The organism is Burkholderia sp. AU4i (assembly GCF_000466765.1).
Classification (GTDB): Bacteria; Pseudomonadota; Gammaproteobacteria; order Burkholderiales; family Burkholderiaceae; genus Burkholderia; species Burkholderia cepacia.
On the sequence record NZ_ASSI01000032.1, the window covers coordinates 1 to 18432 of the forward strand.

Genomic DNA, 18432 nt, shown 5'->3' on the forward strand with positions numbered 1-18432 from the left:
CTCGACGAACCGACCAACCACCTCGACGCGCCGGGCCGCGCGTGGCTGCGCGCGGCGCTCGACGGCTGGCGCGGCGGCCTCGTCATCGTGAGCCACGACCGTGCGCTGCTCGCCGACGTACAGCGCATCGTCGAGCTGACGCCACAAGGCGTGCGTTCGTACGGCGGCAACTACGCGTTCTACCGCGCGCAGCGCGACGCGGATCAGGATGCCGCGCAAGCGGCGCTCGACAACGCGCGTGCCGAACGCGGGCGCGCAAGGCGCAGGCTCGAACAGGAACACGACACGATCCAGCGCCACGCGGCCGCGTCGCTGCGCGATGCGAAGACGGCCAACCTGTCGTCGGGAGCGAAACAAAGCCGCAAGGGCGCGGCGCGCAACATCATGGGGCAGGTGCGGCGCCACCAGCACGACGTCAAGGCGACGCTCGACGAACGCGTGCAGCAGGCGGCCGCACGCGTCGAAGCCGATGCGCCCGTGCTGGTGTCGCTGCCGGGCACCGAGGTCAGCGCACGCCGCCAGCTGTTCACGCTCGAACGCGCGCGACTGCCGTGGGGCATCGCCGGCATCGCCGATGCGATCACGTGGTCGGCGAGCGGCCCCGTGCGCATCGCGCTGACGGGCCCGAACGGCTGCGGCAAATCGACATTGCTGAGAATGCTCGCGGGTGAACTCACGCCGCGTTCAGGAGCCTGCACGACGCACGTGAGCGCCGCGTATCTCGACCAGCGGCTCGCGCTGCTCGATCCGGAACGCTCGATCGTCGAACAACTTGGGCTGCTCGATACGCCGCTCGCCGAGGGCGAACTGCGCAGCCGGCTCGCGCTGCTGCAGCTCGATGCGGCGCGCGCGACGCAGCCGGCGCGTCAGCTGAGCGGCGGCGAACGGCTGAAGGCCGCGCTCGCATGCGCGTTGTGGCGCGGCACGCCCGCGCAACTGCTGCTGCTCGACGAGCCGACCAACCACCTCGATCTCGAATCGGTGCGTGCGATCGAAGCCGCACTGGCCGGCTTCCCCGGTGCGATCGTGGTCGCCTCGCACGACACCGCGTTTCTCGCGGCGCTCGACCCGACGCACACGATGCAGTGGCATCGCGACGGGTGGCGCTACGAACCCGTCGCATGAGGAGAACGAAGCGGTGTCAGCCGGCGGTGCGGAACCGCAGCACGCCGTCGTCCCCCTGCTCGCGCACGAGCTCGCCCGCGAGCCACAGCAGGTTCAGGTGCGCGAGCGCCTCGCCGAGCGCGAACGTCATCTGGTGGATGTCGAGTTCGCGGCGGCGGAACATGATCGGCACGATGTCGGCCGCGCTCATCGGCTTTTCCGCGCATGCGACGCGCACTTCGGCCAGGCGCGCGTCATGGTGTTCGCGCAGTTGCGCGATGCGCGTGCGCACGCCGCGGAACGGCTTGCCGTGCGACGGCAGCACCAGCGTATCGGGCGCCATCGTCTCGTAACGGCCGAGCGACTGCAGGTACAGCGCGAGCGGATTCGCCTCCGGTTCGAGGTCGAACACGGATACGTTCGTCGAGATGCGCGGCAGCACCATGTCGCCGGAAATCAGCACGCCGTCCGCTTCGCTATGCAGCGCGCAATGTTCAGGCGAATGGCCGAAGCCGGTCACGACGCGCCACGTGCGCGCGCCGATCGTCACCGCATCGCCTTCACGCAGGCGCCGGTAGCGCGGCGGCACGGCCGGCACGAGATCCGAGTAGTAGTGGCGACGGTTGCGCAGCTTGTCGAGCGCGGCCGGATCAGTGAGCCCGTGGCGCGCGAAATGATCGGCGGCCGCCGCGCCACCCGCGTTCGAGCCGTTGCCGGCCGCCATCAGGCAGCCGAACATGTACTCGCCGAGCGTCATCCACAGCCGCACGTTCCAGCGGCCCTTGTCGCCGCCTTCGCACAGCCAGTTCGCGAGGCCGAAGTGATCGGGGTGGCAGTGCGTGACGAGCACCCGCAGCACGGGCAGGCCGTCGAGATGCGTGTCGAAGATCTGCTCCCAGTGCGTGCGGATCGCCTCCGACGAGATCCCGCAATCGACGATCGTCCAGCCGGCCTGCCCGTCGATCTCGTCGCGCAGCAGCCAGAGGTTGATGTGATCGAGCGAGAACGGCAGCGGCATGCGCAGCCAGCGCACGCCGGGCGCGACCTCGAACGTGTCGCCCGCGGCGGGCAGCGTGTCGGCGAAGGGGTAGTCGAGTTGGTGTTCCAGTGCGTTCATCGGTGGGGCGTCTCGTCGTTATCGGTGCGAATGCGCGCCGGCGGCAGGCCGCGGCGGGCGTCGCGTCGATTCTATCGCCGTCGCGCTCGACGCGTGCCCGGCGGCCCGCCTGCCGGTCAAAAAAAGTTCGTGCCAGAATCGGTTCCGTACCCGTATCTTTACGCGAAGATGCACCGAACGGCACGCAACGGCGAACAACGCGCCGATTGAGGGCCGTGGGCGCGTCCCCCCGAAAGTCATTGAAACGCCGACTTGGGCGCTAAAATGGCGAGTGCTTACAGCCCCTCCCGAACGAGCCTGCACGCAATGAATCACTTCCCCAAACTGCTGTCTTCGCAGATCGGTTTCGACGTCGCGCAGACGATGCTCGAAAACTTCGACCGCCACTACCGGATCTTCCGCGACGCGGCCGTCGAAGCGAAGACGCTGTTCGAGCAAGGCGACTGGCACGGGCTGCAGCGGCTCGCGCGGGAGCGGATCACGTCGTACGACGATCGCGTGAAGGAATGCGTCGAGGTGCTGGAAGACGAATACGACGCGGAAAACATCGACGACGAAGTGTGGCAGCAGATCAAGCTGCACTACATCGGCCTGCTCACGTCGCACCGCCAGCCCGAGTGCGCGGAGACGTTTTTCAATTCGGTGTGCTGCAAGATCCTGCACCGCTCGTACTTCAGCAACGATTTCATCTTCGTGCGCCCGGCGATCTCGACCGAGTATCTCGAGAACGACGAGCCGGCCGCGAAGCCGACCTACCGCGCGTACTATCCGGGCACCGACGGGCTCGAGGCCACCCTCGAGCGCATCGTCACGAACTTCCAGCTCGAGCCGGCGTTCGACGATCTCCCGCGCGACATCGGCTGCGTGATGCAGGCGATCCACGACGAATTCGGCCACTTCGACGAAGCGCCGAATTTCCAGATCCACGTGCTGTCGTCGCTGTTCTTCCGCAACAAGAGCGCGTACATCGTCGGCCGCATCATCAACGCCGACCGCGTGCTGCCGTTCGCGGTGCCGATCCGCCACGTGCGTCCGGGCGTGCTCTCGCTCGACACCGTGCTGCTGCGCCGCGACCAGCTGATGATCATCTTCGGCTTCTCGCACTCGTATTTCCTCGTCGACATGGGCGTGCCGTCCGCGTACGTCGACTTCCTGTGCACGATCATGCCCGGCAAGCCGAAGGCCGAGATCTACACGTCGGTCGGCCTGCAGAAGCAGGGCAAGAACCTGTTCTATCGCGACCTGCTGCACCATCTGTCGCATTCGAGCGACCGCTTCATCATCGCGCCCGGGATCAAGGGCCTCGTGATGCTCGTGTTCACGCTGCCGTCGTTCCCGTACGTGTTCAAGATCATCAAGGATCACTTCCCCCCGCCGAAGGAAACGACGCGTGCGCAGATCATGGAGAAGTACCAGCTCGTGAAGCGCCACGACCGCCTCGGGCGGATGGCCGATACGCTCGAGTATTCGAGCGTCGCGCTGCCGCTCGCGCGGCTCGACCACGCGCTCGTGCGCGAGCTGGAAAAGGAAGTGCCGTCGCTGCTCGAATACGAGGACGACAATCTCGTGATCAAGCACCTGTACATCGAGCGCCGGATGACGCCGCTGAACCTGTACCTGCAGAACGGCACCGATACCGACGTCGAGCACGGCGTGAAGGAGTACGGCAACGCGGTGAAGGAGCTGATGAAGGCGAACATCTTCCCCGGCGACATGCTGTACAAGAACTTCGGCGTCACGCGCCATGGCCGCGTCGTGTTCTACGACTACGACGAGATCGAGTATCTGACCGACTGCAACGTGCGCCGCGTGCCGCCGCCGCGCAACGAGGAAGACGAGCTGTCCGGCGAACCGTGGTATACCGTCGGCCCGCACGACATCTTCCCGGAGACCTACGGGCCGTTCCTGCTCGGCGACCCGCGCGTGCGCGACGTCTTCATGAAGCATCACGCGGACTTTTTCGATCCCGCGCTGTGGCAGGCCAGCAAGGACAAGCTGCTGCAGGGTGAATTGCCCGATTTTTATCCCTACGACGCATCGCTGCGCTTCAGCGTGCGCTACCCCGACCGCTTCGGCGCGACGGACCAGAACGACGGCGAAGGCGACGCGCAGCGCGCCGCCTGACGCCGGTTGCACCGAACCCGATACCGTACCGACCCGATTTCCGTCAACGGAAGCCACACCGATGAACACCCAAGACAATCCGCTTTCCCACCTGTTCGACAACAACGATGCGTGGGTCAAACGCAAGCTCGAGGACGATCCGCAGTTCTTCGCGCGTCTCGCCGACCAGCAGGCGCCGGAATACCTGTGGATCGGCTGCTCGGATTCGCGCGTGCCCGCGAACCAGATCATCGGCCTGCCGCCGGGCGAAGTGTTCGTCCATCGCAACATCGCGAACGTGGTCGTGCACAGCGACCTGAACTGCCTGTCGGTGATCCAGTTCGCGGTCGACATCCTGCGCGTGAAGCACATCATGGTCGTCGGCCACTACGGCTGCTCGGGCGTGAATGCCGCGCTGCTCAACCGCCGCGTCGGCCTCGCCGACAACTGGCTGCATCACGTGCAGGACGTGCGCGAGCGCCACGCGGCGCTGCTCGAGGACTGGCCGGTCGGCGAAGCGCGCTATCGCCGCCTGATCGAGCTGAACGCGATCGAGCAGGTCGTCAACGTCTGCCGCACGACGATCGTCAACGACGCGTGGGCCCGCGGCCAGTCGCTCACCGTGCACGGGCTCGTGTACGGCGTGCACGACGGCCGGATGCGCAACCTCGGGATGGCCGTGTCGAACTTCGACGCGCTCGACGAGACCTACAAGCGCTGCGTGGCCGCGCTCACCGCCGGCGGCAACCATGCGCCGGACAACGACATGATCGCGGCGGACGCCGCGCGGCGGCTCGAAGGCGTCGCGCAGGCGGTGGCCGACACGCTGAAGCCGTGCGACGACGCGAAGTAACGCGCAAGCCGCCGGGCGGCCGACGCCGCGCGGCCGCGATGCGCATCGAACGGATCTGACACCGGTACCGCCAGGGCGGCGCCAAGCAAAGGAGCGACGGGCATGAAAACCGCATTGATCGTCGGTGCATCGCGCGGCCTCGGCCGCGAATTCGTCCGGCAATACCGGCGCGACGGCTGGAACGTGATCGCCACCGCGCGCGACGACGCCTCGCTCGACGCGCTGCGCGCGCTCGGCGCGCAAGCACATGCGCTCGACATCACGCAGCCCGAGCAGATCGCGGCGCTCGGCTGGAAGCTCGACGGCGAGCGGCTCGATGCGGCCGTGATGGTGTCGGGCGTCTACGGGCCGCGCACCGAGGGCGTCGAGACGATCACCGCCGAGGATTTCGATGCGGTGATGCATACGAACGTGCGCGGGCCGATGCAGCTGCTGCCGATCCTGCTGCCGCTCGTCGAGGACGCACGCGGCGTGCTCGCCGTCGTGTCGAGCCGGATGGGCAGCATCGCCGAGGCGACCGGCACGACCGGCTGGCTGTACCGCGCGAGCAAGGCCGCGCTGAACGACGTGCTGCGCATCGCGTCGCTGCAGACGCGCCACGCCGCGTGCATCTCGCTCCATCCCGGCTGGGTGCGCACCGACATGGGCGGCGCGCAGGCCGCGATCGATCCGGAAACCAGCGTGACCGGCATGCGCCGCGTGATCGCCGAATCCGGCGCGGACGTGTCGCAGGCAAACGGCCGTTTCTTCCAGTACGACGGCATCGAGCTGAGCTGGTAGTCAGCCGGTGGTCAACCGGTAGTCAGCCGACAACCAGACGTCGTTAATTCCCGTTTCGCATGATTTTGAACCGACCTGACGCGTGCCCGTGCGGCGGCGCGTCCCCCGCTCCCGCCGGCAAAGCGCCGGCGCCCCGCTACGCGGCCTGCTGCGGCCGCTTCATCGACGGCGGCGAAGCCGCGCCGAACGCACTCGAGTTGATGCGTTCGCGGTACAGCGCGTACGTGCTCGGCGCGACCGGCTACCTGCGCGCGACGTGGGCCGCGCGCACCTGCCCGCCCGATCTCGACACCGACCCCGAGGCACCCGACGCGCCGAGCTGGCTCGGCCTCACGGTCAAACGCCACGCGCCCCTCGACGAACGGCACGCGGAGGTCGAGTTCGTGGCCCGCTACAAGATCGGCGGACGCGCTTACCGGCTCCACGAGACGAGCCGTTTCGAGCGCGACGAGCACGGTTTCTGGCGTTACGTCGACGGCGAAGTAAGTGAACGTTGACAAATAGTTGCTGTGTCAGACGCCGGGTAATTCCCGCATTGCACAACCTGAATTTGTCGGGCTAGGATGGCCCTCAGATCAGTCATGTTGCATGGCAGGGCTTACGAATGGCGTTCAGCAAGGTATTGGTGGGATGGATGGCGGCCTGCGCGCTGTCGGCCGCTCAGGCCGGTACGCTGTCGAACGCCAATACGGGGACGGGCGCCGGCGCCAGCGGGTCGCTCGCCCATGCCGAACGCTTCGACTACGGCGATTCGAACCTGCCGCAGGTCGCCGCCGACCTGAACGAACAGATCCTCCGCATTCCGGCCGACGCATCGGGCACCGTCACGCTCGAGGCGACGCTCTTCAAGCCGAACGGCCCCGGCCCGTTCCCGCTCGTCGTCTTCAACCACGGCAAGAACACCGGCGATCTCCATCTGCAGCCGCGCAGCCGGCCGCTCGCGTTCGCGCGCGAATTCGTGCGCCGCGGTTATGCGGTGATCGCGCCGAACCGCCAGGGCTTCGCGGGCTCGGACGGCACGTACCAGCAGGAAGGCTGCAACGTCGGCAAGAACGGCCTCGCGCAAGCGGCCGACGTCGACGCGACGCTGCGCTACATGTCGCGCCAGCCGTATGTCGATGCGTCGCGCATCGTCGTCGCCGGCACGTCGCACGGCGGCCTCGTATCGGTCGCGTACGGCACCGAAGCCGCACCGGGCGTGCGCGGCATCATCAACTTCTCCGGCGGGCTGCGCCAGGACCTCTGCGACGGCTGGCAGCGCAACCTCGTCGACGCGTTCGACCAGTACGGCGCGCATACGGCCGTGCGGTCGCTGTGGCTGTACGGCGACAACGATTCGGTGTGGACGCCCGGGCTCGTCGCGCAGATGCACGACGCGTACGTATCGCACGGCACGCAGGCCCAGTTCATCGATTTCGGCCGCTACAAGGACGACGCGCACCGGCTGATCGTCGATCGCGACGGCGTGCCCGTGTGGTGGCCAGCCGTCAACGCGTTCCTCGCGCAGCTGAACCTGCCGACCTCGGTGCGCTACGCGGTCGCGAACCCGCACGAGCCGAAAGCCACCGGCTACGCGTCGATCGACGCGGTCAACGCGGTGCCGTATGTCGACGAAGCCGGCCGTGAAGGTTATCGCCGCTTCCTGAACCAGCATCCGAGCCGCGCGTTCGCGGTGTCGTCGGAAGGCGCATGGTCGTGGGCCGAAGGCGGCGACGACCCGATGGCGCTCGCGCTCGACAACTGCGCGAAGCAGGGCGCGGGCGCGTGCCGGCTGTATGCGGTCAACGACCGGGTCGTGTGGAACACGAACACGCAGACGGCCGACGGCGGCGACACCAATACCACGCGCGATATCGATACGCGCGCGCTGGCTTCGCGCTGACGGGCGGCGGCCTTCGCCGCCCCGTTTCGTTTTTCCTTCCCCCGTTTTTCATCACTTCGCGCACGCGCTGCATGCAGCGTTTGCATCGGATCCCGCGTACGCCGTTCGCATCGTGTGCCGGCCCGAGCGCGCCGCCTCATCGCGCGATGCTCGCGCGCCCCTCGTCACCGCTTTCAGTCATTCACGTTCCGGCCGCGTTGGGGCCACAACACCCCGCCCGATTCGCCCCTTCGCCCCCCATTTTTCACGCTGCCGCACCGCCCCCCCTCCGATTTTTTTCAGTTGGGGGGTCTCACTCGAACGTCGTCATCTGCGGTCATTTCCGGACTTCTGAACCGTACCGTCCCGAGCCGCTCCGATCTGCGCCGAACTCCCGTCCAGCAAGGCTTCGCGGCCTTTGTAACCGGTAGTGCAACCCGTCGCGGAACACGCTAATCTCAGCGCGTTTCGTTGTCCCGTTGTCCCGCCGCGCGGCATCCCATCGATGCCGCGCGGCCGCTTTACCCCCCGGAGCCGCCTTGAGTACGCCAGCCACCGACGACTGGGTCGCGCGCAGCCTGCGCGCGGTCTGGCATCCCTGCACCCAGATGAAGCACCACGAGCGCCTGCCGCTCATCCCCGTCGCGCGTGGCGCGGGCGTGTGGCTGTACGACCGTGACGGCCGCCGCTATTTCGACGCGATCAGCTCGTGGTGGGTCAACCTGTTCGGCCATGCGAACCCGGACATCAACGCGGCGCTGAAGGACCAGCTCGACACGCTCGAGCACGCGATGCTCGCCGGCTGCACGCACGAGCCCGCGATCGAGCTTGCGGAGCGGCTGCACGCGCTCACCGCGCGCACGCTCGGCCATGCGTTCTTCGCGTCGGACGGCGCGTCGGCCGTCGAGATCGCGCTGAAGATGAGCTTCCACGCGTGGCGCAACCGCGGCCGCGCGAACAAGCAGGAATTCGTCTGCGTAGCGAACAGCTATCACGGCGAAACGATCGGCGCGCTCGGCGTGACCGACGTCGCGCTGTTCAAGGACGCGTACGATCCGCTGATCCGCCATGCGCACGTCGTCGCGTCGCCCGACGCGCGCGGCGCGCTGCCGGGCGAGACGGCCGCCGACGTCGCGGGCCGCGCGCTCGCGGACGTGCGGCGCCTGTTCGCCGAACGCGGCGACCGGATCGCCGCGCTGATCGTCGAGCCGCTCGTGCAGTGCGCGGCCGGCATGGCGATGCACGATCCGTCGTACGTGCGCGGGCTGCGCGCGCTGTGCGACGAATTCGGCGTGCACCTGATCGCCGACGAGATCGCGGTCGGCTGCGGCCGCACGGGCACCTTCTTCGCGTGCGAGCAGGCCGGCGTCTGGCCCGACTTCCTGTGCCTGTCGAAAGGCATCAGCGGCGGGTACCTGCCGCTGTCGCTCGTGCTCACGCGCGACGACGTGTTCGCCGCGTTCTACGACGACGACACGACGCGCGGCTTCCTGCACTCGCATTCGTACACCGGCAACCCGCTCGCGTGCCGCGCGGCGGTCGCGACGCTCGACCTCTTCGCACGCGACGACGTGCTCGCGGCGAACGCGCGCAAGTCGGCCACGCTCCGTGCCGCGCTCGCGCCGCTCGACGCACATCCGCAGGTACGCCACCTGCGCGAGCGCGGCACGCTGTTCGCGTTCGACGTCGCGCTCGACGGCGACGCGGCGCGCGGCTTCTCGCGGCGCTTCTTCGAACGCGCGCTGGAACGCGAGCTGCTGCTGCGCCCGATCGGCACGACCGTGTACCTGATGCCGCCGTACGTGATGAGCGACGACGACATCACATGGCTCGCGCAACGCACGCGCGATACGCTCGACGCCACGCTCGCGGAGATCGCACGATGACACACCCGCTGCTCGACGCGCTGCAACGCGGCCTCGCCGATCTCGACACCCAGGGGCTGCGCCGCGTGCGCCGCACCGCCGACACCGCGTGCGATGCGCGCATGACCGTCGACGGCCGCGAGATCGTCGGCTTCGCCAGCAACGACTATCTCGGCCTCGCCGCGCATCCGGCGCTCGTCGCCGCATTCGCCGAAGGCGCGCAGCGCTACGGCGCCGGCAGCGGCGGCTCGCACCTGCTCGGTGGCCATTCGCGCGCGCACGCGACGCTCGAAGAGGAACTCGCGGCCTTCTCGGGCGGCTTCTCCGACGCGCCGCGCGCGCTGTACTTCAGCACCGGCTACATGGCGAACCTCGCCGCGATGACGGCGCTCACCGGCAAGCGCGCAACCCTCTTCTCCGACGCGCTGAACCACGCATCGCTGATCGACGGCATGCGGCTGTCGCGCGCGAACGTACAGGTCTATCCGCATGCGGACACGGCCGCGCTCGCCGCGCTGCTCGACGCATCGGATGCCGAAACGAAGCTGATCGTCAGCGACACCGTGTTCAGCATGGACGGCGACATCGCGCCGCTCGCCGAACTCGTCGCGCTGGCCGAGCGCCATGGCGCGTGGCTCGTCGTCGACGACGCACACGGCTTCGGCGTGCTCGGCCCGCAGGGCCGCGGCGCGCTCGCGGCCGCCGCGCTGCGGTCGCCGCATCTCGTGTACGTCGGCACGCTCGGCAAGGCCGCCGGCGTCGCGGGCGCATTCGTGATCGCGCACGAGACCGTGATCGAATGGATGATCCAGCGCGCGCGCAGCTACATCTTCACGACGGCCGCGCCGCCGGCCGTCGCGCACGCGGTATCGGCAAGCCTGAAGGTGATCGCGGGCGACGAAGGCGATGCGCGGCGCGCGCATCTCGCCGCGCTGATCGAACGCACGCGCGCGCTGCTGCGCAATACGCGCTGGGAGCCGGTCGATTCGCACACGGCCGTACAGCCGCTCGTGATCGGCAGCAACGACGCGACGCTCGCGGCGATGCGCGCGCTCGACGCGCACGGCCTGTGGGTGCCCGCGATCCGGCCGCCGACGGTGCCCGTCGGCACGTCGCGGCTGCGCGTGTCGCTGTCGGCCGCGCATTCGTTCGACGATCTCGCGCGACTCGAAGCCGCGCTGGTCGAAGCCAGCGACGGGGCCGCAGCCTCCGCTGACGCGGCCCCGCGGGAGACGGAACCGCCCCCACGCTCACTTCGTGAGCTGCCCCCCGAGGGGGCTGCAGCCTCCCTTGGGGCGGCCCGGCGGGAGACTGCGGCATGACCGCCCCGCTCTCGCTTTTCGTCACGGGCACCGACACCGAAATCGGCAAGACCTTCGTGTCGGCCGCGATGCTGCACGGCTTCGCGCGGCACGGCCTGCGTGCAGCCGCGCTGAAACCCGTCGCGGCCGGCGCATATGAACGCGACGGCGTGTGGCGCAACGAGGACGCCGACCAGCTCGACGCGGCCGCGAACGTCGTGCTGCCGCCCGAGCTGCGCACGCCGTTCCTGCTGAAGGCACCGGCCGCGCCGCATATCGTCGCCGCGCGGGAAGGCGTGACGCTCGACATCGACACGATCGTCGCGTGCCATCGCGAAGCGCTGACGCGCGCGGATATCGTCGTCGTCGAAGGCGCCGGCGGCTTCCGCGTGCCGATGAACGACACGCAGGACATGGCCGATCTCGCGGTCGCGCTCGGCGTGCCGGTCGTGCTCGTCGTCGGCGTGCGGCTCGGCTGCATCAGCCATGCGCTGCTCACCGCCGACGCGATTCGCCAACGCGGCCTCAAGCTCGCCGGCTGGGTCGCGAACCACGTCGACCCGGCGATGTCGTTCCCCGACGAGAACGTCGCGACGATGCGCGACTGGCTCGCCCGCGAGCACGGCGCGCCGCTGCTCGGCCGCATTCCGCACATGAACCCGGCCGCCCCCGAATCCGCCGCGGCGATGCTCGACATCGCCGCGCTCGTCGATACGCTGCGCGCCGCGCGGCATTGACCCGACAGAAACAGATCCCCGATCCCTCATCCCCGACCAGGACAGGAAAACGATATGACCCAAGCCCAGACCGCCGCCACCGTGCAACCCGACGCGATTCCCGTGGCCGCTCCGGCCTCGCAACGCTGGCGCGTCGCCGACGTCGTCGCGCTGTTCGAGCTGCCGTTCAACGACCTGATCTTCCGCGCGCAGCAGGTGCACCGCGAGCACTTCGACGCGAACGCGGTGCAGCTGTCGACGCTGCTGTCGATCAAGACGGGCGGCTGCGAGGAAGATTGCGGCTACTGCTCGCAGTCGTCGCACCACGACACGGGCCTGAAGGCCGAGAAGCTGATGGACGTCGACGCGGTGCTGGATGCCGCACGCGCGGCGAAGGCGAACGGCGCGAGCCGCTTCTGCATGGGCGCCGCGTGGCGCAACCCGAAGGAGCGCCACATGCCGGCGCTGACCGAGATGGTGCGCGGCGTGAAGGAACTCGGCCTCGAGACCTGCATGACGCTCGGCATGCTGGAAGACGAGCAGGCGCAGGAACTCGCGAATGCGGGCCTCGACTACTACAACCACAACCTCGACACGTCGCCGGAGTTCTACGGCCAGGTGATCTCGACGCGTACCTACCAGGATCGCCTCGACACGCTCGACCGCGTGCGCGACGCCGGCATCAACGTGTGCTGCGGCGGCATCATCGGGATGGGCGAATCGCGCCGCGAACGCGCGGGCCTGATCTCGCAGCTCGCGAACCTGAACCCGTATCCGGATTCGGTGCCGATCAACAACCTCGTCGCGATCGAAGGCACGCCGCTCGAAGGCACCGCGCCGCTCGATCCGTTCGAATTCGTGCGCACGATCGCGGTCGCGCGGATCACCATGCCGAAGGCCGTCGTGCGCCTGTCGGCCGGACGCGAACAGCTCGACGACGGGCTGCAGGCGATGTGCTTCCTGGCCGGCGCGAACTCGATGTTCTACGGCGACCAGCTGCTGACGACGAGCAACCCGCAGTCGCAGAAGGATCGCGCGCTGTTCGAGCGCCTCGGCATCCGCGCGAGCGACGCGGACGCGATGTCGGCGAACGCGTAAGCGGAGCGGCCGTCGGGCCGGATCTGCAAACGGAAAAGCCGGGGCACGCCCCGGCTTTTCCGTATCCGGCCCCGTCGTTCATGCCGCGCCGCCGAGCGCGCGCGGCTCCATGAACGTGTGCCGGAAATAATCGCGCACCGCGTGCATCGCGGGGCTCAACTCGATGTCCTTGCGCCACGCCAGACCGACGCTCATCGGCGGCACCGCATCGCGCAGCACGATCGTCTCGATGCGCCGCCCTTCGAGCGACCACGGCCGATACACCATGTCGGACAGGATCGCGACGCCGCTGCCGTTCGCGACCATGCTGCGGACCGCCTCGACCGACGACGTGCGCAGGATCACGTTCGGCCGGTACGGCGTCTCGTTCCAGTAACGCAGCGCCGTCTGCCCCGCCTCGTCGACCGTCAGCATCACGAACGGCTCGCGCGCGACCTCCGCGAACGTGACGCTCTCGTGCCTGAGCAGCGGATGATGCGCGCCGACCCACAGCCGCCGCACCGAGTGAATCACCGGCTCCAGCACGAGCGCCGGATTCGACACGTTCGACGTGAGCAGCACGGCCATGTCGTAGCGGCCCGCGATCAGCCCTTCCTCGATCGACTCGCGGTTCAGCTCGTGCAGGTGGATCGTCAGCCGCGGATACAGCGTGTTCAGGCGCAGCACGTGGTGCGGCAGGAAATAGCCGAGCACCGTGTAGCTCGCGGCGATCGCGAGCGTGCCGGTCAGCGTGCTTTCGAGGTTCGGAATCCGCATCGCCTCGTCGACCGACGACAGGATCGTGTACGCGTGATTCAGGAAGCGCCGCCCCGTGTCGGTGAGCGTCACACCCGACGGCGTGCGCACGAACAGTTGCGTGCCGAGGCTGTCCTCCAGTTCCCTGATCGCGCTCGTCACGGCCGACTGCGAAATCGTGAGCTGGATCGCGGCCTGCGAGATCTGGCCGAGCTCGGCGGTCGCGACGAAATACTTGAGCTGTCTGAGAGTGAGGGCCATGGTCGATGAGAAAACAGATGGGCACGCGACAAACATCATAACAACCGTGCCGAGCCCATGAACCCGACCTCGTGGAAACCCTGCCGCCCCAGCTTCGACGGCACCTGGCAGCCGTTTTCCGCGGTATCGAAAAAATCGATACGGTCGCATATAAAAATAGAACTTTTTTGACGCACCCCACGCGGCTAACCTGCGTTCAACACGGTTTCGGCATGCGCCACGACGCACGCGAACCGGAGAACCTGGAGGAGCACATCGTATGAGGAAGCACAGCGTCGACCTGAACTCCGACATGGGAGAAGGCTTCGGCCCGTGGACGATCGGCGACGGCGTCGACGAGCAGATCATGCCGCTGATCAGCTCGGCAAACATCGCCACCGGTTTTCACGCCGGCGATCCGAACATCATGGCGCGCACGGTGCAGCTCGCGCGCGACGCCGGCGTCGGCATCGGCGCGCACCCGGGCTTTCGCGATCTCGTCGGCTTCGGCCGCCGCACGATCGCCGAAACGCCGCAGGCGCTCGTCAACGACATCCTGTACCAGCTCGGCGCACTGCGCGAGTTCGCGCGCCTGAACGGCGTCAGCCTGCAGCACGTGAAGCCGCACGGCGCGCTCTACATGCATGCGGCAGGCAACGAAGCGTTCTCGCGGATGCTGGTCGAAACGCTGCAACGCGTCGATCCGGGCCTGTGGCTGTACTGCATGGAGGCGTCGGTCACATACCGCGTCGCCGTCGAGTACGGGCAGCCGGTCATTCGCGAGTTCTACGCGGACCGAGACTACGACCGCAGCGGCTCGATCGTGTTCACGCGCCGCGTCGGCCGCCTCGATCCGCGCCAGGTCGCCGACAAGGTGCTGCGCGCATGCATCGACGGCAAGGTGCGGACGATCGACGGCGACGACATCGACATCGATTTCGATTCGGTCTGCATCCACAGCGACACGCCGGGCGCGCTCGACCTCGTGCGCGAAACGCGCCACGCGCTGATCCGCGAAGGCATCCGGACCGCCGGGCCGCAACCGCTCGCCGCCCATCACTGATTCAAGGAGACACACGATGGCATTGCACGATATCGTCAGCCCGCTGCCGGGCACCTTCTACCGGCGTCCGTCGCCCGATGCGGACTACTACGTCGCGGTCGACGCGACGGTCGCCGCCGGCGCGGTGGTCGGCCTCGTCGAGGTGATGAAGCAGTTCACCGAGATCGAAACCGATGCGGCAGGGCGCGTGGTCGAGCTGCTCGTCGAGGACGGCGAGCCGGTCGACGCAGGCCAGGTGCTGATGCGGATCGAGGGGTGATGCGATGAATCCGGCAACCTCCTCCAGCGCGTTCTACCGGCCGTCGCGCATCCGCACCGTGCTGGTCGCGAACCGCGGCGAGATCGCGGTGCGCGTGATCCGTGCCGCGCGCGAGCTCGGCATGCGCGCGGTCGCCGTGGTCAGCGACGCGGACCGCGACAGCCTCGCCGCGCGCATGGCCGACGAAGCCGTCCACATCGGCTCGTCGCACGCGGCGAAGAGTTACCTGAATCCCGCCGCGATCCTCGACGCCGCGCGGCAGTGCGGCGCGGACGCGATCCATCCCGGCTACGGCTTCCTGTCCGAAAATGCCGCCTTCGCCGCGCAGGTCGAGGCGGCCGGCCTGATCTTCGTCGGCCCGGACTCGCAGGTGATCGCCACGATGGGCGACAAGGCCCGCGCACGCGAAACCGCGCGGCGCGCCAACGTGCCGACCGTGCCCGGCAGCGACGGTGTCGTGCAGTCGCTCGACGAGGCGCGGGACGTCGCCGCGCGCATCGGCTATCCGATCATGATCAAGGCGGCCGCCGGCGGCGGCGGGCGCGGCATCCGCGTTGCGCATGACGCCGCGCAGCTCGACGCCGAGCTGCCGCTCGCGCAGCGCGAGGCGCAGGCGGCGTTCGGCGACGGCGGCGTGTACCTCGAACGCTTCATCGCGCGGGCGCGCCACATCGAGGTGCAGGTACTCGGCGACGGCCGTCGCGTCGTCCACCTGTTCGAGCGCGAATGCTCGCTGCAGCGGCGCCGCCAGAAAATCCTCGAGGAAGCGCCGTCGCCTTCGCTCACGCCCGCGCAGCGCGACGCGCTGTGCGCGTCGGCCACGCGGCTCGCGCAAGCGGTCGGCTATCGCAGCGCGGGCACGCTCGAATACCTGTTCGACGACGCGCGCGGCGAGTTCTACTTCATCGAGATGAACACGCGCATCCAGGTCGAGCATCCGGTGACCGAGGCGATCACCGGCATCGATCTCGTGCGCGAGACGCTGCGCATCGCCGACGGCGAGCCGCTGCGCTTCGCGCAGCCGGACATCGCGATGCGCGGCGCGGCGCTCGAATGCCGGATCAACGCGGAAGATCCATTGCAGGACTTCCGCCCGAACCCCGGCCGGATCGACGCACTGGTGTGGCCGACCGGCCCCGGCGTGCGCGTCGATTCGCTGCTCTATCCGGGCTACGTCGTGCCGCCGTTCTACGATTCGCTGCTCGCGAAGCTGATCGTGCACGACGAGAGCCGTGCGGCCGCGCTGCAGCGCCTGGCCCGCGCGCTGGGCGAGCTGCACGTCGGCGGGCTGAAGACGACCGCGCCGCTGCACGTCGCGCTGCTCGCCGACGACGACGTGCGCGCCGGGCGCTATCACACGAATTTCCTCGAAGCGTGGGTGCCGCAATGGCGTGAGGCCGCAACAGCCGCCACGCAGCAACACGCAGCCGAACATGCGGACGCCGTGCGCGTCGGGGAGGCGATGTGACGACCCGTTATACCTTCGGCGGCGACGAATTCGTGTTCGTCGAAATCAGCGAATCGATGTCGCTCGACGCATTCTTCAAAGGCACGGCGATCACGCGTGAACTGCAGCGCCGCGCGGTGCCGGGCATCACCGAGATCTGTCCGGCGAATGCGTCCTACCAGGTACGCTACGACCCGGACGTGATCGAGCCCGATGCGCTCGTCGCGCTGTTGAAGACGATCGAGGCCGAAGTCGGCGACGCGCCACTCGAACTCGATACACGCATCGTCGAGGTGCCGGTGCTGTACAACGATCCATGGACGCACGAGACGCTGATGCGGTTTCGCGAACGCCACCAGGACCCGTCGTCGACCGATCTCGAATACGCGGCGCGCATCAACGGCAAGCGCGACGTCGATGCCTTCATCGCCGCGCACTCGGGGTCGCCGTGGTTCGTGTCGATGGTCGGCTTCGTCGCGGGCCTGCCGTTCATGTACCAGATGGTCGAGCGCGAACGCCAGCTCGAAGTGCCGAAATACCTGCGGCCGCGCACCGACACGCCGAAGCTCACCGTGGGCCACGGCGGCTGTTTCGGCTGCATCTACTCGGTGCGCGGCGCGGGCGGCTACCAGATGTTCGGCGTGACGCCGGCGCCGATCTTCGACCCCGCTCAGCGGCTCGACTACCTGCGCGAGTTCATGGTGTTCTTCCGGCCCGGCGACATCGTGAAATTCCAGCCGATCGATCGCCCGACCTACGACGCCGCGGTGGCCGACGTCGAGGCCGGCACCTTTTCCCTGCGCGTGCGCCCGGTGAAATTCTCGCTCGACGCATTCCTGCGCGATCCCGATGCGTACAACCGCTCTCTCGTCGAGGTGCTGCATGCAAGCTGACGCGCACAACCTGATCGAGGTCGTGAAACCCGGCCTCGCGACGTCGGTCCAGGACATGGGCCGGCAAGGCTACTACCACGTCGGCATCCCGCCGTCGGGCTCGCTCGACCAGTACGCATCGCGCGCGGCGAATCTGCTGGTCGGCAATCCCGAAGAAGCCGCCGTACTCGAATGCACGCTGCTCGGCCCCGAGCTGCTGTTCCATACGGATGCGCTGATCGCCGTCACCGGCGCCGAGATGACGCCGAAGATCGACGGCATCGGCCAGCGCTGCAACGTCGCGCTGCGGATCGGCGCAGGCAGCGTGCTGTCGTTCAATTACGTGAAGGCGGGCGCTCGCGCGTATCTCGCCGTCGCGGGCGGTATCGACGTGCCGGTCGTGCTCGGCAGCCGCTCGACCTACGCGCTCGGCGCGATCGGCGGCCACGCGGGCCGGCGCCTGCAGAAAGGCGACCGGTTGCCGCTCGGCGCCCCGGTCGGCACACCCCGCGAAGGGCGCGAGCTGCCGGCGGCCGTGAGCCGGCCGCTCGACAACCAGGTCGAGCTGCGGGTCCTGACGGGCCTGTACCACTACCGGCTCACCGACGATTCGGCGCGCACCTTCTTCGACGACGAATGGACGGTCGCGCCCGAAGCCGATCGCATCGGCTACCGCTACAAAAACGGCCGCGCGCTGCAGTTCCGGCCGCGCGAGCAGCCATTCGGCGCGGGCGCCGATCCGTCGAACATCGTCGACGCGTGCTACCCGATCGGCTCGATCCAGGTGCCGGCCGGGCTCGAGCCGATCATCCTGCACCGCGACGCGGTGTCGGGCGGCGGCTACGCGACGATCGGCACGGTCATCAGCGCCGACATGGACCTGATCGGCCAGATGCAGCCCAACCACCGCGCGCGGTTCGTGCGCGTGACGATGGCCGACGCGCTCGCCGCGCGCCGCGAGTACCAGCGGCGCCTCGCGCTGCTGCGCGCCGTGCTGCGGGACTGAGCACCGGGCGCC

Annotated in this window: 17 protein-coding genes; 15 read left to right on the forward strand and 2 right to left on the reverse strand. The window is 68.5% G+C overall.

Annotated features, from left to right (window positions below; genetic code table 11):
* The coding region (locus L810_RS05585; protein WP_042973374.1) for an ATP-binding cassette domain-containing protein at positions 1–1125 on the forward strand (1125 nt) is incomplete at its 5' end.
* Between the two features lie 16 nt (positions 1126–1141).
* Here the strand turns inward: L810_RS05585 and L810_RS05590 are convergent.
* Entirely contained in the window at positions 1142–2221 is a 1080-nt protein-coding gene (locus L810_RS05590) for an MBL fold metallo-hydrolase (protein ID WP_021157396.1), read from the reverse strand.
* Positions 2222–2527: 306 nt separating this feature from the next.
* Here L810_RS05590 and aceK point away from each other — a divergent pair, with 306 nt between their 5' ends.
* The 9 genes from aceK (at position 2528) to bioB (ending at position 12798) form a co-directional block, all read left to right on the forward strand.
* On the forward strand, positions 2528–4345 hold the full coding sequence (gene aceK / locus L810_RS05595) for a bifunctional isocitrate dehydrogenase kinase/phosphatase (protein WP_021157398.1): 1818 nt from the start codon (positions 2528–2530) through the stop codon (positions 4343–4345).
* A 61-nt stretch (positions 4346–4406) separates the two neighbouring features.
* Positions 4407–5177, forward strand: a complete 771-nt coding sequence (gene can, locus L810_RS05600; RefSeq protein ID WP_021157399.1) for a carbonate dehydratase — start codon at positions 4407–4409, stop codon at positions 5175–5177.
* A 102-nt stretch (positions 5178–5279) separates the two neighbouring features.
* Positions 5280–5957, forward strand: coding sequence for an SDR family oxidoreductase (locus L810_RS05605; protein ID WP_021157400.1), 678 nt, complete (start codon positions 5280–5282; stop codon positions 5955–5957).
* Between the two features lie 59 nt (positions 5958–6016).
* Positions 6017–6454: a YchJ family protein gene (locus L810_RS05610; protein WP_021157401.1), complete on the forward strand. Its 438-nt coding sequence runs from the start codon at positions 6017–6019 to the stop codon at positions 6452–6454.
* 107 nt (positions 6455–6561) lie between these two features.
* Positions 6562–7839: a dienelactone hydrolase family protein gene (locus tag L810_RS05615; RefSeq protein WP_021157402.1), complete on the forward strand. Its 1278-nt coding sequence runs from the start codon at positions 6562–6564 to the stop codon at positions 7837–7839.
* 518 nt (positions 7840–8357) lie between these two features.
* Positions 8358–9704, forward strand: a complete 1347-nt coding sequence (gene bioA / locus L810_RS05620) for an adenosylmethionine--8-amino-7-oxononanoate transaminase (protein WP_021157403.1) — start codon at positions 8358–8360, stop codon at positions 9702–9704.
* Positions 9701–11005: an 8-amino-7-oxononanoate synthase gene (gene bioF / locus L810_RS05625; RefSeq protein ID WP_021157404.1), complete on the forward strand. Its 1305-nt coding sequence runs from the start codon at positions 9701–9703 to the stop codon at positions 11003–11005. The genes bioA and bioF overlap by 4 nt, the downstream gene beginning before the upstream one ends.
* Positions 11002–11721, forward strand: a complete 720-nt coding sequence (gene bioD, locus L810_RS05630) for a dethiobiotin synthase (RefSeq protein ID WP_021157405.1) — start codon at positions 11002–11004, stop codon at positions 11719–11721. The genes bioF and bioD overlap by 4 nt, the downstream gene beginning before the upstream one ends.
* A gap of 54 nt (positions 11722–11775) precedes the next feature.
* Entirely contained in the window at positions 11776–12798 is a 1023-nt protein-coding gene (gene bioB, locus L810_RS05635; protein WP_021157406.1) for a biotin synthase BioB, read from the forward strand.
* Between the two features lie 78 nt (positions 12799–12876).
* Here bioB and L810_RS05640 read toward each other — a convergent pair whose 3' ends face one another.
* Entirely contained in the window at positions 12877–13794 is a 918-nt protein-coding gene (locus L810_RS05640; RefSeq protein WP_021157407.1) for a LysR family transcriptional regulator, read from the reverse strand.
* Positions 13795–14053: 259 nt separating this feature from the next.
* On the opposite strand from L810_RS05640, the gene L810_RS05645 reads away from it, so the two are divergent.
* Genes L810_RS05645 through L810_RS05665 form a run of 5 tightly spaced genes read left to right on the forward strand, consistent with a single transcriptional unit; the run spans position 14054 to position 18420 of the window.
* Complete coding sequence (locus L810_RS05645) at positions 14054–14836, forward strand: 5-oxoprolinase subunit PxpA (protein WP_021157409.1); 783 nt, start codon at positions 14054–14056, stop codon at positions 14834–14836.
* 16 nt (positions 14837–14852) lie between these two features.
* On the forward strand, positions 14853–15095 hold the full coding sequence (locus tag L810_RS05650) for an acetyl-CoA carboxylase (RefSeq protein ID WP_021157410.1): 243 nt from the start codon (positions 14853–14855) through the stop codon (positions 15093–15095).
* 4 nt (positions 15096–15099) lie between these two features.
* On the forward strand, positions 15100–16563 hold the full coding sequence (locus L810_RS05655) for an acetyl-CoA carboxylase biotin carboxylase subunit (RefSeq protein WP_021157411.1): 1464 nt from the start codon (positions 15100–15102) through the stop codon (positions 16561–16563).
* On the forward strand, positions 16560–17435 hold the full coding sequence (locus L810_RS05660; RefSeq protein WP_021157412.1) for a 5-oxoprolinase subunit B family protein: 876 nt from the start codon (positions 16560–16562) through the stop codon (positions 17433–17435). The genes L810_RS05655 and L810_RS05660 overlap by 4 nt, the downstream gene beginning before the upstream one ends.
* Positions 17425–18420: a biotin-dependent carboxyltransferase family protein gene (locus L810_RS05665; RefSeq protein WP_021157413.1), complete on the forward strand. Its 996-nt coding sequence runs from the start codon at positions 17425–17427 to the stop codon at positions 18418–18420. The genes L810_RS05660 and L810_RS05665 overlap by 11 nt, the downstream gene beginning before the upstream one ends.
* Positions 18421–18432: the final 12 nt, after the last annotated feature.